The following is a 14,870-nucleotide window of genomic DNA, read 5'->3' on the forward strand; positions in this document are numbered from 1 at the left end:
AGTACGGGAAATCTAACAAAGACAGCTTGTAAGCTCTTTACAGAAGGAGCCTGTCAGTTTGTCACAAGAGTCACAGTTGAAGGTCGATGGGCGGGCCGGCAGGGACGATCCGGGGCGCAAGCTCTTCGTCGGCCCCAAGGTGCGCCGCATCCGGCGGCAGCTCGGCATCTCGCAGACGCAGATGGCGGCCGAGCTCGGCCTGTCGCCGAGCTACATCAACCTCATCGAGCGCAACCAGCGGCCCGTCACCGCCCAGATCCTGCTGCGGCTCGCCGAAACCTACGACATCGACCTCCGCGACCTGGCGGCGGCGGACGAGGACCGCTTCTTCGCCGAGCTGAACGAGGTCTTCACGGATCCGCTCTTCCGCCCCCTCGACGTGCCGAAGCACGAGTTGCGCGATCTCGCGGAGCTCTGCCCGAGCGTGACGCACGCGCTGCAGCGGCTCTACGCCGCCTATGTCGAGGCGCGGCGGAGCGAAGCGACGGTCGCCGCGCGGCTCGGCGTGCGCGACGAGCCCGCGCCGGTCGCGGTGAACCCGGTCGAGCGCGTCCGCGAGTTCATCGAGAGCAACCGCAACTACTTTCCGGAGCTGGAGGAGGCGGCCGAACGGATGCGCGACGAGGTCGCCGCGGGCGAGCCGGACCTCTTCCGCGCGCTCTCCGACCGGCTTCGCGAGCGGCACGGCATCATCGTCCGCATCCTCCCGATCGAGGTGATGCGCGACCTGCTGCGCCGCTTCGACCGGCACCGCCGGCAGCTGATGCTCTCCGAGCTGCTCGAGCCGTCCGGCCGGGCGTTCCAGGTTGCCTTCCAGCTCGCGATCATGGAGGTGGACGCGCCGATCGAGGAGATCGCCGGCCGCCATCCGGACCTCGACGACACCGCCCGCCGGCTCTGCCGCATCAGCCTCGCCAACTATTTCGCGGCCGCGCTGATGATGCCCTACGGCCGCTTCCACGCCGCCGCGGAGAGCCTCGGCTATGACATCAGGGTGCTCGGCCAGCGCTTCGGGGCGAGCTTCGAGCAGGTCTGCCACCGGCTCACCACGCTGCAGCGCCCGACCGCGCGCGGCATACCCTTCTTCATGCTGCGCATCGACCATGCCGGCAACGTGTCGAAGCGGTTCTCCTCGGGCACCTTCCCCTTCTCGAAGTTCGGCGGCACCTGCCCGCTCTGGAACGTGCACGCCACCTTCGACACGCCCGGGACGATCGTCACCCAGGTGATCGAGCTGCCGGACTGCGGCCGCTACTTCAGCGTGGCGCGCACCGTCAACCGGCCGGCCACGCCCTACCCGCTGCCGCAGCCGCGCTACGCGATCGGGCTCGGCTGCGAGATCAAGCACGCCCCGCGGCTCGTCTATTCGGCCGGGCTGAACCTCTCGGCGGAGGCGACGCCGATCGGCGTGAACTGCCGGCTCTGCGAGCGCGAGAACTGCAGCCAGCGTGCCGAGCCGCCGGTCACGCGCACCTTCGTCCTCGACGAATCGACCAGGGGCGTGTCGCCCTTCCTGTTCAGCAACGCGCGGGCGCTCTGAGCGGCGCTCCGCCTCAGCCGACGAGGAGATCGGGCGTGGCGGCGAGGAGCGCGTCGGCGCCGTCGACCACAGCCGCCCTCAGCGCCGCCGTCTCCGGCGCGTGCCGCTCCGCGAATGCGCGCGCCACCGCCACCCGCAGCCGCTCCGCACGGCCCTCGCCCGAAAGGGAAGCCAGCGCGCCGCGCGCGAGGTAGGCCGTACCGGCGGCGAGCCCGAACAGGCGGAGATAGGGCGTCGCGCCGGCGAGCGCCTCGGCCGTCCGCCCGTCCGCCTGGAGCTGGAGGAGGTGATCGGTCGCCGCCTCCAGATCGTCGAGCGCGGCGCCGAGCCGCTCAGCCGTCCGCCCGAGCTCGGCGCGGTTGGAGGCGCGGGCTTCCTCGGCGACGTCCCGCAGCTCGCGGATGTAGCCGCGCACCGCCTCGCCGCCGCCCTGGGGGATCTTCCGGGTGACGAGGTCGATCGCCTGTATGCCGTTCGTGCCCTCGTAGATCGGCGCGATGCGGGCGTCGCGGTAGAGCTGCGCCGCGCCGGTCTCCTCGATGTAGCCCATGCCGCCGTGGACCTGCAGCCCGAGCGAGGCGACATCGACGCCCGCATCCGTGGAGAAGGCCTTGGCGACCGGCGTGAGGAGGTTCGCACGCTCCTGCCAGAACGCGCGGCGCTCCGCGTCGGCCTCCGTGCGCGCCCGGTCGATGGCTATCGCGCAGGCATAGCAGATGGCGCGGCTCGCCCCCGTCATCCCGCGCATGGAGAGGAGCATGCGGCGGACGTCCGGATGCGCGATGATCGGGCTCATCTCGCCGCCCGACGCGCCCGGCGCGCGCCCCTGCCGCCGCTCCATCGCATAGGCGGTCGCCTTCTGGAGCGCGCGCTCGGCGACGCCGACGCCCTCGATCCCGACCATCAGCCGGGCGTTGTTCATCATGGTGAACATGCAGGCGAGGCCGCGATTCTCCTCGCCGACGAGCCAGCCGACCGCGCCGGGCTCGCCCTCCGCATGGCCGCCGCCATAGATCATCGTGCAGGTCGGCGACGCATGCAGCCCCATCTTCTCCTCGATGCCGGCGCAATGGACGTCGTTGCGGGCACCGGGCGTCCCGTCGGCCAGGGGGATGAACTTCGGGACAAGGAACAGCGAAATCCCGCGCGTGCCCGGCGGCGCGTCGGGCAGGCGCGCGAGCACGAGGTGCACGATGTTGTCGGTCAGGTCGTGCTCGCCGTAGGTGATGAAGATCTTCTGGCCGAAGATTCGGTACGTTCCGTCGCCGGCGCGCTCGGCCCTCGATCGCAGCGCACCGAGATCGGAGCCCGCCTGCGGCTCGGTGAGGTTCATGGTCCCGGTCCATTCGCCGGAGGCGAGCTTCGGCAGGTAGAGCGCCTTCAGCGTGTCCGAGGCGTGCGCCTCGATCGCCTCGATCGCGCCGAGCGTCAGCGTCACGCCGACGCCGTATGCGATGGACGCCGCATTCCACATCTCCTGCGTCGCGACGGAGACGAAGGTCGGCAGCCCCTGCCCGCCATGTTCCGGGCTGGCGGTGACGCTGCTCCAGCCGCCCTCGCACCAGCGCCGGTAGGCGTCCCGCCAGCCGGGCGGCATCGTGACGGCACCGTCCCGCCAAGCGGCGCCGGCACGATCGCCCGCGACGTCGACCGGCGCCAGCACCGCCTCGGCGAACCGCCCCGCCTCCTCCAGCACGGCCTCGACCGTTTCGGCGTCCGTGTCGCCGAAGAGTCCGTCCCGCAGGCCCTCCGACAGGCCCGCGACCTTATTCAGCGTGAAGGCCATCTCCGCGACGGGCGCCCTGTACATGCGTGTCTCCTCTTCCCGCCCAGCATCCAGCGGGCGCGTCGGGCTGTCCAGATCGCCGATGGTCGCCCGCCCCCGTCTTTGCGGTTGGCAAAGCGCAGCAGCCGGTGCAGTTGCTGCGCCATGGAGATCATCGAGGCGGGTGGGCTCGCCGGACGCATGGACGAAGTGGTGGCGGCGCTCGCGCGCGGCGCCCTCGTCGCGCTCCCGACGGAGACGGTCTACGGGCTGGCCGCCGACGCCACCAACGGCCTGGCGGTGGCTGCGATCTTCGCCGCGAAGGGCCGCCCGCGCTTCAACCCGCTCATCTGCCACGTCGACGGCCTCGGCATGGCCGCCCGGCACGGTGCGTTCGGTAGCCGCGCGCAGCTCCTTGCGGAACGCTTCTGGCCCGGGCCGCTGACGCTGGTCGTGCCGAAGCGTGCCGGCTCCAACGTCCATCCGCTCGCCACGGCCGGGCTCGGAACGATCGCGCTGCGGGCACCGCTCGGCCCGGCGCGGGAGGTCATCGCCGCCTTCGGTCGCCCCCTCGCGGCGCCGAGCGCCAACCGTTCCGGGCGGATCACGGCGACGAGCGCTGCGCACGTCGTGGAGCAGCTCGGCGAGGCGGTGGCGATCGTCATCAACGGCGGCCCGTGCCGGATCGGGCTCGAATCGACCGTCGTCGCGCTCGACGGGGCACGGCCGCGGCTCCTGCGGCCGGGCGGCCTGCCGGCCGACGAGATCGAGGCGGCGCTCGGCGAGCGGCTCGAACGCGCCGAGGCGAATGCGGCCATCGCCGCACCCGGCATGCTGAAGAGCCATTACGCGCCGGACGCGCAGGTGCGGCTCGAAGCGCGCAGCGTGACGCCCGGCGAAGCCCTGCTCGCCTTCGGCCCGGCGCTCCCCGCGGGCGCCGCTGGCGCGGTGGCCGTGCGCAATCTGAGCCAGGCCGGCGACCTTGCGGAGGCCGCGGCCAACCTCTTCACCCTGCTCGCCGAGCTCGACCGCAGCGGCGCGGCGGTGATCGCCGTGATGCCGATCCCGCGGCACGGCCTCGGCGAGGCGATCAACGACCGGCTGGCCCGCGCCGCCGCACCCCGGCCGCCCTCGCCGGAACGAGCCCGGGATTGACGGGGACGGCGGCGGCCGGTCACATGGCCCCTCACCAGCCAGAGCAGACGAGCACGTGACGACCCTTCTCCTGCACCATCCGATCTTCCTGGAGCACCTCACGCCGGTCGGCCATCCCGAACGCCCGGACCGGCTGCGCGCGGTCGCCGCGGCGCTCGAGCACGAGGCCTTCAACGTGCTCGTGCGGGAGGAGGCGGCCGCGGCCGACCCGGAGGTGGTCACGCTCGCGCATCCGGAGAGCTTCGTCGAGCACATCCGCACCGCGATTCCCGAGGAGGGGCTGACCCGCATCGATGCCGACACCGTCGCCTCGCCGCGGTCGTGGGAGGCGGAGATGCACGCCATCGGCGCCGCCATGCGCGGCGTCGATGCGGTGATGGCGGGCGAGGCGCAGAACGCCTTCGCCGCCGTCCGCCCGCCCGGCCACCACGCCGAACGGCACCGCGCGATGGGCTTCTGCCTCTTCAACATCATCGCCATCGCGGCGCGCCACGCGCAGCGCAAGCACGGGCTGGAGCGCGTCGCGATCGTCGATTGGGACGTCCATCACGGCAACGGCACGCAGGACATCTTCTGGTCCGACCCGAGCGTGCTCTACGCGTCGACGCACCAGATGCCGCTCTATCCCGGCACCGGCGCCGTGTCGGAGACCGGCAGCGGCAACATCTTCAACGCGCCGCTCTCGCCCGGCGACGGCGGCGAGGAGTTCAGGGAGGCGTTCCAGAGCCGCATCCTGCCTGCCCTCCGGGAGTTCAAGCCAGACCTCATCCTCGTCTCCGCCGGCTTCGACGCCCATCATCGCGATCCCCTCGCATCGCTCCGGCTGACCGAGGACGATTTCGCCTGGGGCACCAGGATGCTGATGGACGAGGCCGACCGCGCCTGCGGCGGCCGGATCGTCTCGGTCCTGGAAGGCGGCTACGACCTGCGCGGCCTCGCCGGCTCCGTCGCGGCGCACGTGCGCCAGCTGATGCAGGCGTGAGGAGCAGCGCATTGGCCGAAGCGAACGAACCCGATGTCGCGAGCCTGTCCTTCGAGCAGGCGCTCGCCGAGCTCGAGAAGATCGTGGGCCGCCTGGAGCGCGGCGACGTGGCGCTCGAGGAATCGATCGCGATCTACGAACGCGGCGAGGCGTTGAGGGCCCGCTGCGACGCGCTCCTCCGCCAGGCCGAGGAGCGCGTGGAGAAGATCCGCACCGGCCCGGACGGCGCCGCCGCCGGCGTGGAGCCCTTCGACGAGGCCTGAGGCGGCCGCCGGCGGCGGAACGGCAGAGCTGCAGAAGAAGCTCCTGCCCTTCGCCCCTGCGACAAAGTGGTCGCCGCGGGACAATAGTTGTCCTAACGCAAAGAACGAGAGCTGGATCGGGTCTTTTCTTCTCCCGTCGAAGTGAAACGACGAGAGAGAGAAGGACCAGGACAATGATCACCCGCCGCACTGCTTTGATCGGCGCCGGCTTGACCGCGATCGCGGCGGCTGCGCCCGCCCTCGCCGAGGAAGCTCTGGTGCTGCCGTCGAGCGGAAAGGTCTCGGCGACGGGTCTGGAGCATGTCCAGGCCACGCTCGTCGCCCCGCCCGCCGTGATGGCGCACGAACTGGTCGCGACCGGCGCGCCCAAGGTCGTCGAGTTCCGCATGACGATCGAGGAGAAGGAGATCGTCGTCGACGACGAGGGCACCACCTTCCAGGCGATGACCTTCGACGGCTCGATGCCGGGCCCGACCATGGTCGTGCATCAGGACGATTACGTGCAGCTCACGCTGATCAATCCCGAAACCAACCTGATGCCGCACAACATCGACTTCCATGCGGCGACCGGCGCGCTCGGCGGGGCGCAGCTCACCTTCGTCAATCCCGGCGAGCAGGCGACGCTCCGCTTCAAGGCCACCCGCCCCGGCGTGTTCGTCTACCATTGCGCGCCTCCGGGCATGGTGCCCTGGCACGTCGTGAGCGGCATGAGCGGGACGATCATGATCCTGCCGCGCGACGGCCTGAAGGATCCGGACGGCAACCTGCTGAAGTACGACCGGGCCTATACGATCGGCGAGTTCGACCTCTACATCCCGAGGGACGAGAACGGGAACTACAAGAGCTATGCCGACCTCGGCGATTCCTACGCCGATACGCTGGAGGTCATGCGCACGCTGACGCCGACCCACGTCGTGTTCAACGGCAGCAAGGGCGCGCTCACCGGCGATAACGCCATGACCGCCAAGGTCGGCGAGACGGTGCTCTTCATCCACAGCCAGGCCAACCGCGACACCCGCCCGCACCTCATCGGCGGCCACGGCGACTGGGTGTGGGAGGCCGGCAAGTTCGCCAACCCGCCGCAGAAGGACCTGGAGACCTGGTTCGTGCGGGGCGGCAGCGCCGGAGCCGCGCTCTACACCTTCCTGCAGCCCGGCATCTATGCCTACGTCAACCACAACCTGATCGAGGCTGCGGAACTCGGCGCGACCGCCCACGTGAAGGTCGAGGGCGAGTGGGACGACGACCTGATGGCCCAGATCAGCCCGCCCTCCCCCATCGTCGTGCAGTGACGATCTGAACTCGCGGCCCGCCTCGTGCGGGCCGCGAGCCTCCGGGAGCCGAGATCATGCGCATCCTCACCCGCTTCCTGCCCGCAGCACTGGTCTCCGCCGGGCTGCTCACCATGATCCAGGGCTTCGCGCCCCCGCCCGGCGACAAGGACCTGGTCACGATCGGCAAGGCCGCCGTCACCTATCGCGAGCCGGGCGAGTTCCTGCTCGGCGGCGCGCCGCAGAACGGCCCGCTTGCCGAGATCGCGGCCGAGCGGCCGTTCAGGATCATGAAGCGGCAGGTCACCCGCGGCGAGTACGATTCCTGCGTCGCCGCGCGCGCCTGCAAGCCGCTCGACCGCCCTGGGAAGCCGGACCTGCCCGTGGTGGGCGTCAGCTATGTCGACGCGACCGCCTATGCCGGCTGGCTCTCCGGGCAGACCGGGTACCGCTACCGCCTGCCGACCGACCGCGAATGGGCGCTCGCCGCCGGATCCCGTTACAAGGACGACGCCTATACGGAGGTGAGCGACCCGGCCAACCCGTCGCGGCGCTGGATCGCGGTCTACGAGGCGGAATCCGGTGCGCAGGAGGCGATCGACCCGGAGCCGCAGCCGGTCGGGACCTTCGGCGCGAACGAGAACGGCCTCCTCGACCTCTCCGGCAACGTCTGGGAATGGACCAGCACGTGCTTCGTCCGCCACCAGTCCGACCCGGCGGCTGGACGGGAGACGAAGCACGAGAATTGCGGCGTCCGCATCGCCGAAGGGCGGCACCGGGCCTACATGATCACCTTCTTCCGCGACCCGAAGGCCGGCGCCTGTTCCGTCGGAATCCCGCCCGCCAATCTCGGCATGCGCCTGGTCCGCGACGACCGCGGCTTCCTTGAGGGCGTGCAGGATTATCTGGGGTTCTGATGCGCGCGGCGCTGGTCACGGAGAGCGGATCGCAGCCGGCACGGAGCAGGCCGGTCCCTCCCAGGCGCCGTTTGAATGCACTATCTAGCTGGTGTACTCCCGCCCGAACGACCGACGGAGCGCCAGTGTCCAAGTCCAGTACGCCTCTGCTCGACCGCGTCCGCACGCCGGCCGAGCTGAGGATGCTCTCAGAGTCCGAGCTCCCGCAGCTCGCCGCCGAACTCCGGACGGAGATGATCGACGCCGTATCCGTGACCGGCGGCCATCTCGGCGCCGGGCTCGGCGTGGTCGAGCTTACCGTCGCGCTGCACTACGTCTTCGACACCCCGCAGGACCGGCTGATCTGGGACGTCGGCCACCAGGCCTATCCGCACAAGATCCTGACCGGCCGGCGCGACCGGATCAGGACCCTCAGGCAGCCGGGTGGGTTGTCCGGATTCACGCGCCGCGCGGAGAGTGAATACGACCCGTTCGGCGCCGCCCATTCCTCGACCTCGATCTCGGCCGGGCTCGGCATGGCGGTGGCGCGCGACCTCGCCGGCCGCTCCAGCAAGGTCGTGGCCGTGATCGGCGACGGGGCGATGTCGGCCGGCATGGCCTACGAGGCGATGAACAATGCCGGCGCGCTGAAATCCCGCCTGATCGTCGTCCTCAACGACAACGACATGTCGATCGCGCCGCCGACCGGGGCGATGCGTGCCCATCTTGCGCGGCTCGTCTCGGGCCGGACCTATCTCTCGTTCCGCGAGGCGGCGAAGCAGGTCACGAGCCGGCTGCCGCGCTTCATCCGCGAGAAGGCGCGCCAGACGGAGGAATATGCGCGCGGGTTCTGGACCGGCGGCACGCTTTTCGAGGAGCTCGGCTTCTACTACGTCGGCCCGATCGACGGCCACAACCTCGACCACCTGCTGCCGGTCCTGCGCAACGTGCGCGACGCCGACGAGGGGCCGATCCTCGTCCATGTCGTGACCCAGAAGGGCAAGGGCTACGCCCCGGCCGAAGCCTCCGACGACAAGTATCACGGCGTCTCGAAGTTCAACGTCGTGACCGGCGAACAGGCCAAGGCCAAGGCGAACGCGCCCTCCTACACGAACGTCTTCGCGACGAGCCTCGTCCAGGAGGCCGGCCGCGACGAGAAGATCGTGGCGGTCACGGCCGCGATGCCGAACGGGACCGGGCTCGACCTCTTCGGCGAAGCCTTTCCGAGGCGCCTCTTCGACGTCGGCATCGCCGAGCAGCACGCGGTGACCTTCTCGGCGGGGCTCGCCACGGAAGGGCTGAAGCCGTTCTGCGCGATCTATTCGACCTTCCTGCAGAGGGGCTACGACCAGGTCGTCCACGACGTGGCGATCCAGAACCTGCCGGTCCGCTTCGCGATCGACCGCGCCGGGCTGGTCGGCGCCGACGGCGCAACCCATGCCGGCAGCTTCGACATCGCCTATCTCGGCTGCGTCCCCAACATGGTTGTGATGGCGGCGGCCGACGAGGCGGAGCTCCGCCACATGGTCCGCACCGCAGCGGCCTACGACGACGGGCCGATCGCCTTCCGCTACCCGCGCGGCGAGGGCGTCGGCGTCGACATGCCGGAGCGCGGCGAGGTGCTGGAGATCGGGCGCGGCCGGATCGTGCGCGAGGGCACGACGATCGCGCTGCTCACGCTCGGCGGCCGGCTGCAGGAGGCGCTGAAGGCGGCCGAGATCCTGGAGACGCACGGCCTGTCGACGACGGTCGCCGACGCACGCTTCGCCAAGCCGCTCGACACCGATCTCGTGCTCCGGCTCGCGGCCGGGCACGAGGCGCTCGTCACGGTCGAGGAAGGCTCGATCGGCGGTTTCGGCAGCTACGTGCTGCATGCGCTCGCCGCGGCGGGCCGGCTCGACGAAGGGCTCGCGATCCGCACGCTGGTGCTGCCCGACCGCTTCATCGAACAGAACAAGCCCGAGGCGATGTATGCCGAGGCGGGCCTCGATGCCGCCGCGATCGTCGCCAGGGTCTTCGAGGCGCTCGGCAGGGCGATGCCGCGGCAGGGGTCGGCAAAGGCGTGAGGGGAACGGGAAGATGTCCGGGAGCATGACCGCCGGCGGGGCGCCGATCCGTGACGAATGGGCGCATAGGGCGCGGCCAAAGGCGCCGTCGCGCCATGCCGGGCGCACCGGCATAGTCGGCGCCATGGAACGAATGCTGTTCAGACTCTGGCTCCCGATCGCCGTTGCCGTCGCGCTGACGGTCATGGCGGCCGTCTCGCTCGCGGGTGCGCAGGACGTCCCGCTGCCCGTGAAGGCGGGCGACCTCGCCGTCGAGGCCGCATGGGGCCGTGCGACGCCGCCCGGCGGCAAGACCGGCGCGATCTACGTCACCGTGAAGAACGACGGAACGGAGGCCGACCGGCTCGTCTCGGCCGAAACGCCGGCATCGAGCGACGTCATGCTGCACCGGACGGAGATGGAGGGCGAGATCGCCAAGATGCGCCACGCCGAGCACGGCTTCCCCGTCGAGCCGGGCGGATCGCTGACGATGAAGCCGCGCGGCGACCACATCATGCTGATGTCGCTCAACGCGCCGCTCAAGCAAGGCGAGAGCGTCCCGCTGACGCTCGTCTTCGAGCGCGCGGGCCGCGTCGATCTGACGGCGAGCATCGGGCCGATCGGGGCCTCCGGGCCCGACGGGCACATGGCCGGCGCTAGCGGGCACATGCCCGCCCACGGCCAGCCGATGCCCGGTCACTGAGCGGGAGCGGCGGCTTGCGCACCATCAGGCTCCTCCTCTGGGCGCTCGTGCCGATCGCCGCCTTCGCGGCCGGCGCCTACTATTATTATGCGAGCCAGCGCCCGGCACCGCAGCAGGCCGGCATCGCCGCCGACGCGCCGCTCGGCGGGCCGTTCCGGCTGGTCGACCAGAACGGCGAGCCGGTGACCGAGGCGATCTTTCGCGACAAGCCGAGCGCGGTCTTCTTCGGCTTCACGCATTGCCCCGACATCTGCCCGACGGCGCTTTCCGAGATGGCGGTCTGGATCGAATCGCTCGGCGCGAACGCCGACCGCATGCGCTTCGTCTTCGTGACCGTCGATCCCGAGCGGGACACGCCGGAGGCCCTGAAGGACTATCTCGGCGCCTTCTCCGAACGGCTGGTCGGTCTGACCGGCGAGCCCGAGGCGGTCGACGCCATGCTCCGCGACCACCACGTCTATTACAAGAAGGTGCCGCTGGAGGGCGGCGACTACAGCATGGACCATTCCGCCTCGATCTTCCTCCTGAACGAGAAGGGCGGGCTGGCCGGCACGATCAGCCCGAGCGAGCCGCACGAGGCGGGGCTGGCCAAGCTGCAGCGGCTCGTGGCAAGCTGAGGCCATGATTTCGGAAACGCACGGAACGGCCCTCGTCGTCGCGGCGGCGAGCCTCGTCTTCCTGCTGGCCGGTGCCGGCTGGGCCGCCTACGGCGACGACCTGTTCCTGTCCATGCTCATGGCGCAGATCGCGGGCTGCTTCTGAGTGCTGAGCGGCGTTGCGCCGCCCGCTTGCGCTGCCCATCTAGGCCCTTCATGACCGACAGGATGCGCCTCGACGAAGCCCTCGTCGCCGCCGGGCTCGCGCCGAGCCGGTCGCGCGCGCGCGACATGGTGCTGCGCGGGACGGTCACGGTCGACGGGCAGCCCGGCGACAAGCCGGCGCAGAAGGTGCGGAAGGAAGCCGCGATCGGCGTGGCCGATCCCGCCGCGCGCTACGTCTCCCGAGCCGCTTTGAAGCTGTCGGCGGGTCTGGACGCCTTCGGATACGACCCAAGCGGGCGGATCTGTCTCGATGCCGGAGCCTCGACCGGCGGCTTCACCCAGGTGCTGCTGGAGCGCGGCGCCGCGAAGGTCCATGCCGTCGATGTCGGCCACGGTCAGCTCGACCCGGCGCTCGCCGGCGATCCGCGCGTGGCGAGCCGCGAGGGGCTCAACATACGCGACCTGACGGCGCAGGACCTCGGCGGCGACACGATCGGAGCGCTCGTAGCGGATCTGAGCTTCATCTCGCTCGCCGCCGCGATCGGGCCGGCGCTTTCGCTCGCCGCCCCCGGCGCCTTCGCCGTGCTGCTCGTGAAGCCTCAGTTCGAGGTCGGGCGCGAGGGGATCGGCAAGGGCGGTATCGTGCGCGATCCCGCGCTCGCCGAAGAGGCGGTGCAGCGCGCCGCCGCCTGGGTCGCGGCGCAGCCGGGCTGGAGGATCGACGGCCTCGTCCCCTCCCCGGTCGCCGGCGGCGACGGCAATTGCGAGTTCCTGCTCGGCGCCCGCAATGGCTGAGGCGGTGGTCATCGAATCGCTCGGCCACCGCGGCGACGGCATCGCAAGGACCACGGGCGGCCCGGTCTACGTGCCGTTCGCGCTGCCGGGGGAGCGCGTGCTGATCGAGCGCACGGGCGAACGCGGCCGGCTCCTGGAGGTGCTGGCGCCGAGCCCCGAGCGCGCCGCGCCGCCCTGCCCGCATTTCGGCATTTGCGGCGGCTGCCAGCTCCAGACGATGACGCTCGCCGCGACGCGCGCGCTGAAGCGCCGCTTCGTTCTCGACGCGCTGGCGCGGGAGAGCGTGGACGCGGACGTTGCGGAGACGGTCGGCTTCACGGTGGCGAGCCGGCGTCGGGCGGTTCTGACGGCCATGAAGCTCGCGGACCGCGTGCTGCTCGGGTTCAACGAGCGTCAGTCGAACCGGCTGGTCGATCTCGCCGCCTGCCCGGTGCTCGCACCTGGCATGGTTTCGCGGATGCCGGCGGTCCGGCGCCTCGTCGCTCCGTGCCTGACCCCGAAGAAGCCCGCCCGGCTCACGATGCTCGCAACCGAAAGCGGGCTCGATCTCGCGCTCGATCAGGGCAGCCGGCCCGGTCCAAGGCGGCTCGCGGAGATGATCGCGACCGCGCAGGAGGCCGGAGTAGCGCGGTTCGCCATCGCCGGCGAGCCGGTGGTCACGATCGTCGAGCCGGTTCTGCGGGTCGCGGGCGTCGCCGTCACGCCGCCGCCCGGTGCCTTCGTCCAGGCCTCGACGGAGGCCGAGCGGGCGATGAGCGATCTGGTCGTCGGCCACCTCGCGGGTGCGAAGGCGGTAATCGACCTCTTCGCCGGCTTCGGCACGTTCAGCCTGGCGCTCGCGTCCTTCGCCCAAGTCACGGCGGTCGATTCGTTCGGGCCCGCGCTCGAAGCGCTCGCGGCGGCGACGCGGCAGGCGGCCGGGCTCCGCCCGGTCAAGACCGAACGTCGCGACCTCTTCGCCTTTCCCTATTCGGAAGGCGAGCTCTCCCGCTTCGACGCCGCGGTCTTCGATCCGCCCCGCGCCGGCGCGAAGGACCAGGCCGCGAGGCTCGCCAAGGCAAGGCTCGGCCGCATCGCAGCCGTCTCCTGCAACCCGGCAAGCTTCGCGCGCGATGCGCGCATCCTGATCGGCGGCGGCTTCGCCCTCGATCAGGTCGTGCCCGTCGACCAGTTCGTCTACTCGGCCGAGGTCGAGGTGGTCGGCCTCTTTTCGCGGCCATAGCGCCGCCGCGATCCCCTGATCCTCTTGGCGCGCCGCCGGGGCGCCCCATCTTCCCGATGAGAGACAATGATGGCCGCGACCGCTTTCGAGCTCTGGGCAAACCGCATCGCCTTCGCCGCGCGCCAGAGCGCACGCGTCGCCTGGTATGCGGGCCACGGCGCGGCGATGCGCCGGCTGGTGCGTCGGGTTGAGGCGGAAGGGGCGGCTCCCCGCCGGCCGATCGCGCCGCCCTCGCGCCCGGTCCCCGGCATGGGCACGCTGCTTGGCGACGTCGCAGCCCTCCTCGCGCGCGATCTCGCCAATGTCGAGGCCGGCCGTTATCCGCCGCCGGAGGACGGCGACGGCGATCTCCCGGCGCTGCTGGAGCGCAGCCGTGCCTTCTTCAGGGACGTGCCGGAGGTGGCGCGCCGCCGCAACGCCGACCGGCACCAGGAGGTGCTGGACGAGGTCGGCGCAGCCGCATCGCGCCGCCCGCGCTACTACATGCAGAACTTCCACTTCCAGACCGGCGGCTGGATGACCGAGGAATCGGCCCGGCTCTACGACATGCAGGTCGAGGTGCTGTTCTCCGGCGCGGCCAACGCCATGCGCCGGCAGGCGCTCGTGCCGATCGCGGCGGAGCTCGCCGGCCGCGACCAGCGCCGGGTCGCCTTTGCCGACATCGCCTGCGGTCCGGGCACCTTCCTCACGCAGCTGAGGCGCACCTTCCCGCGCCTGCCGGCGCTCGCGATCGACCTCTCGGAGCCCTATCTCGCGGAGGCGCGCCGGCGCCTCGGGCGCACGCCGCAGGCCTATCCCGTCGTCGCCAAGGCGGAGGCGCTGCCGCTCGCCGACGGCGCGCTCGACCTGGCCACCTCGATCTACCTCTTCCACGAGCTGCCGCCGAAGATCCGACGCGCGGTCGCCGGCGAGATGGCAAGGGTCATGAAGCCGGGCGGCCTGCTCGTCGTCGTCGACTCGTTGCAGACCGGCGACGAGCCGCGCTATGACGGGCTTCTCGAACTGTTCCCCCGCCTGTTCCACGAGCCCTATTTCGCCGGTTATCTCGGCGACCGCCTCGAAGCGGTCTTCGCCGACGCAGGGTTCGACGTGGAGGGCACGGGGAACGCGTTCCTCTCGAAGATCGTCCAGCTCAGGAGACGAACCGAATGATGCGCCGTCTCCTGATCTACCTGGCAGCCGCCGCGCTCATCGTCGTGGGGCTCGCCTTCAGCGTGACGCCGATTCCGCTCGGCGCGCCGCTGATCGGGATCGCGCTCATCATGCTGGTCGCCACGAGCCGGAACGCCGCCCGCTTCATGCTGGCGAGCCGGAAGGGCGTGCCCTTCGTCGACCGCTGCGTCGGCTTCCTGGAGGCCCGGGGCGGCGAGCGCTTCCGCAAGGCCCTGCGGCGCACGCGGCCCGGCCGCCTGCCCAAGCGGACCCTCGGCGTAGCCGGGCGGCTCTGAACCGTCCCCGCCGGATCGCGCTGC

At 71.1% G+C, this 14,870-nt stretch carries 15 protein-coding genes; 14 read left to right on the plus strand and 1 reads right to left on the minus strand.

Annotated elements, in window-relative coordinates; all coding sequences use genetic code 11:
- Positions 1-76: 76 nt before the first annotated feature.
- Positions 77-1,540, plus strand: a complete 1,464-nt coding sequence (locus tag ACUN0C_RS07210) for a helix-turn-helix domain-containing protein (RefSeq protein WP_445465656.1) — start codon at positions 77-79, stop codon at positions 1,538-1,540.
- A 13-nt stretch (positions 1,541-1,553) separates the two neighbouring features.
- Here ACUN0C_RS07210 and ACUN0C_RS07215 read toward each other — a convergent pair whose 3' ends face one another.
- Positions 1,554-3,350 (minus strand): acyl-CoA dehydrogenase, encoded by a 1,797-nt coding sequence (locus tag ACUN0C_RS07215; RefSeq protein ID WP_445465657.1) that lies wholly within the window; start codon positions 3,348-3,350, stop codon positions 1,554-1,556.
- 120 nt (positions 3,351-3,470) lie between these two features.
- On the opposite strand from ACUN0C_RS07215, the gene ACUN0C_RS07220 reads away from it, so the two are divergent.
- From ACUN0C_RS07220 to ACUN0C_RS07280, 13 genes are all read left to right on the plus strand, one after another.
- Complete coding sequence (locus tag ACUN0C_RS07220; RefSeq protein WP_445465658.1) at positions 3,471-4,460, plus strand: L-threonylcarbamoyladenylate synthase; 990 nt, start codon at positions 3,471-3,473, stop codon at positions 4,458-4,460.
- Between the two features lie 55 nt (positions 4,461-4,515).
- Positions 4,516-5,442, plus strand: coding sequence for a histone deacetylase family protein (locus ACUN0C_RS07225; RefSeq protein ID WP_445465659.1), 927 nt, complete (start codon positions 4,516-4,518; stop codon positions 5,440-5,442).
- An 11-nt stretch (positions 5,443-5,453) separates the two neighbouring features.
- Positions 5,454-5,705, plus strand: a complete 252-nt coding sequence (locus ACUN0C_RS07230) for an exodeoxyribonuclease VII small subunit (protein ID WP_445465660.1) — start codon at positions 5,454-5,456, stop codon at positions 5,703-5,705.
- A 173-nt stretch (positions 5,706-5,878) separates the two neighbouring features.
- Positions 5,879-6,997: a copper-containing nitrite reductase gene (nirK, locus tag ACUN0C_RS07235; protein WP_445465661.1), complete on the plus strand. Its 1,119-nt coding sequence runs from the start codon at positions 5,879-5,881 to the stop codon at positions 6,995-6,997.
- Between the two features lie 56 nt (positions 6,998-7,053).
- Complete coding sequence (locus ACUN0C_RS07240) at positions 7,054-7,893, plus strand: formylglycine-generating enzyme family protein (protein WP_445465662.1); 840 nt, start codon at positions 7,054-7,056, stop codon at positions 7,891-7,893.
- A gap of 125 nt (positions 7,894-8,018) precedes the next feature.
- Positions 8,019-9,938, plus strand: coding sequence for a 1-deoxy-D-xylulose-5-phosphate synthase (dxs, locus tag ACUN0C_RS07245; RefSeq protein WP_445465663.1), 1,920 nt, complete (start codon positions 8,019-8,021; stop codon positions 9,936-9,938).
- A 133-nt stretch (positions 9,939-10,071) separates the two neighbouring features.
- Positions 10,072-10,620, plus strand: a complete 549-nt coding sequence (locus ACUN0C_RS07250) for a copper chaperone PCu(A)C (protein ID WP_445465664.1) — start codon at positions 10,072-10,074, stop codon at positions 10,618-10,620.
- A gap of 14 nt (positions 10,621-10,634) precedes the next feature.
- Positions 10,635-11,237: an SCO family protein gene (locus ACUN0C_RS07255; RefSeq protein ID WP_445465665.1), complete on the plus strand. Its 603-nt coding sequence runs from the start codon at positions 10,635-10,637 to the stop codon at positions 11,235-11,237.
- A 4-nt stretch (positions 11,238-11,241) separates the two neighbouring features.
- On the plus strand, positions 11,242-11,382 hold the full coding sequence (locus tag ACUN0C_RS07260) for a hypothetical protein (protein WP_445465666.1): 141 nt from the start codon (positions 11,242-11,244) through the stop codon (positions 11,380-11,382).
- 50 nt (positions 11,383-11,432) lie between these two features.
- Positions 11,433-12,176 (plus strand): TlyA family RNA methyltransferase, encoded by a 744-nt coding sequence (locus tag ACUN0C_RS07265; RefSeq protein ID WP_445465667.1) that lies wholly within the window; start codon positions 11,433-11,435, stop codon positions 12,174-12,176.
- Positions 12,169-13,398 carry a class I SAM-dependent RNA methyltransferase gene (locus ACUN0C_RS07270; protein ID WP_445465668.1) on the plus strand — a complete coding sequence of 410 codons (1,230 nt, stop codon included), beginning with the start codon at positions 12,169-12,171 and terminating at the stop codon, positions 13,396-13,398. Before ACUN0C_RS07265 ends, ACUN0C_RS07270 begins: the two co-directional genes overlap by 8 nt.
- Before the next feature lie 69 nt (positions 13,399-13,467).
- On the plus strand, positions 13,468-14,550 hold the full coding sequence (locus tag ACUN0C_RS07275) for a class I SAM-dependent methyltransferase (protein WP_445465669.1): 1,083 nt from the start codon (positions 13,468-13,470) through the stop codon (positions 14,548-14,550).
- Positions 14,547-14,846, plus strand: a complete 300-nt coding sequence (locus tag ACUN0C_RS07280; RefSeq protein ID WP_445465670.1) for a hypothetical protein — start codon at positions 14,547-14,549, stop codon at positions 14,844-14,846. The genes ACUN0C_RS07275 and ACUN0C_RS07280 overlap by 4 nt, the downstream gene beginning before the upstream one ends.
- Positions 14,847-14,870: the final 24 nt, after the last annotated feature.

This window comes from Faunimonas sp. B44, assembly GCF_052655945.1.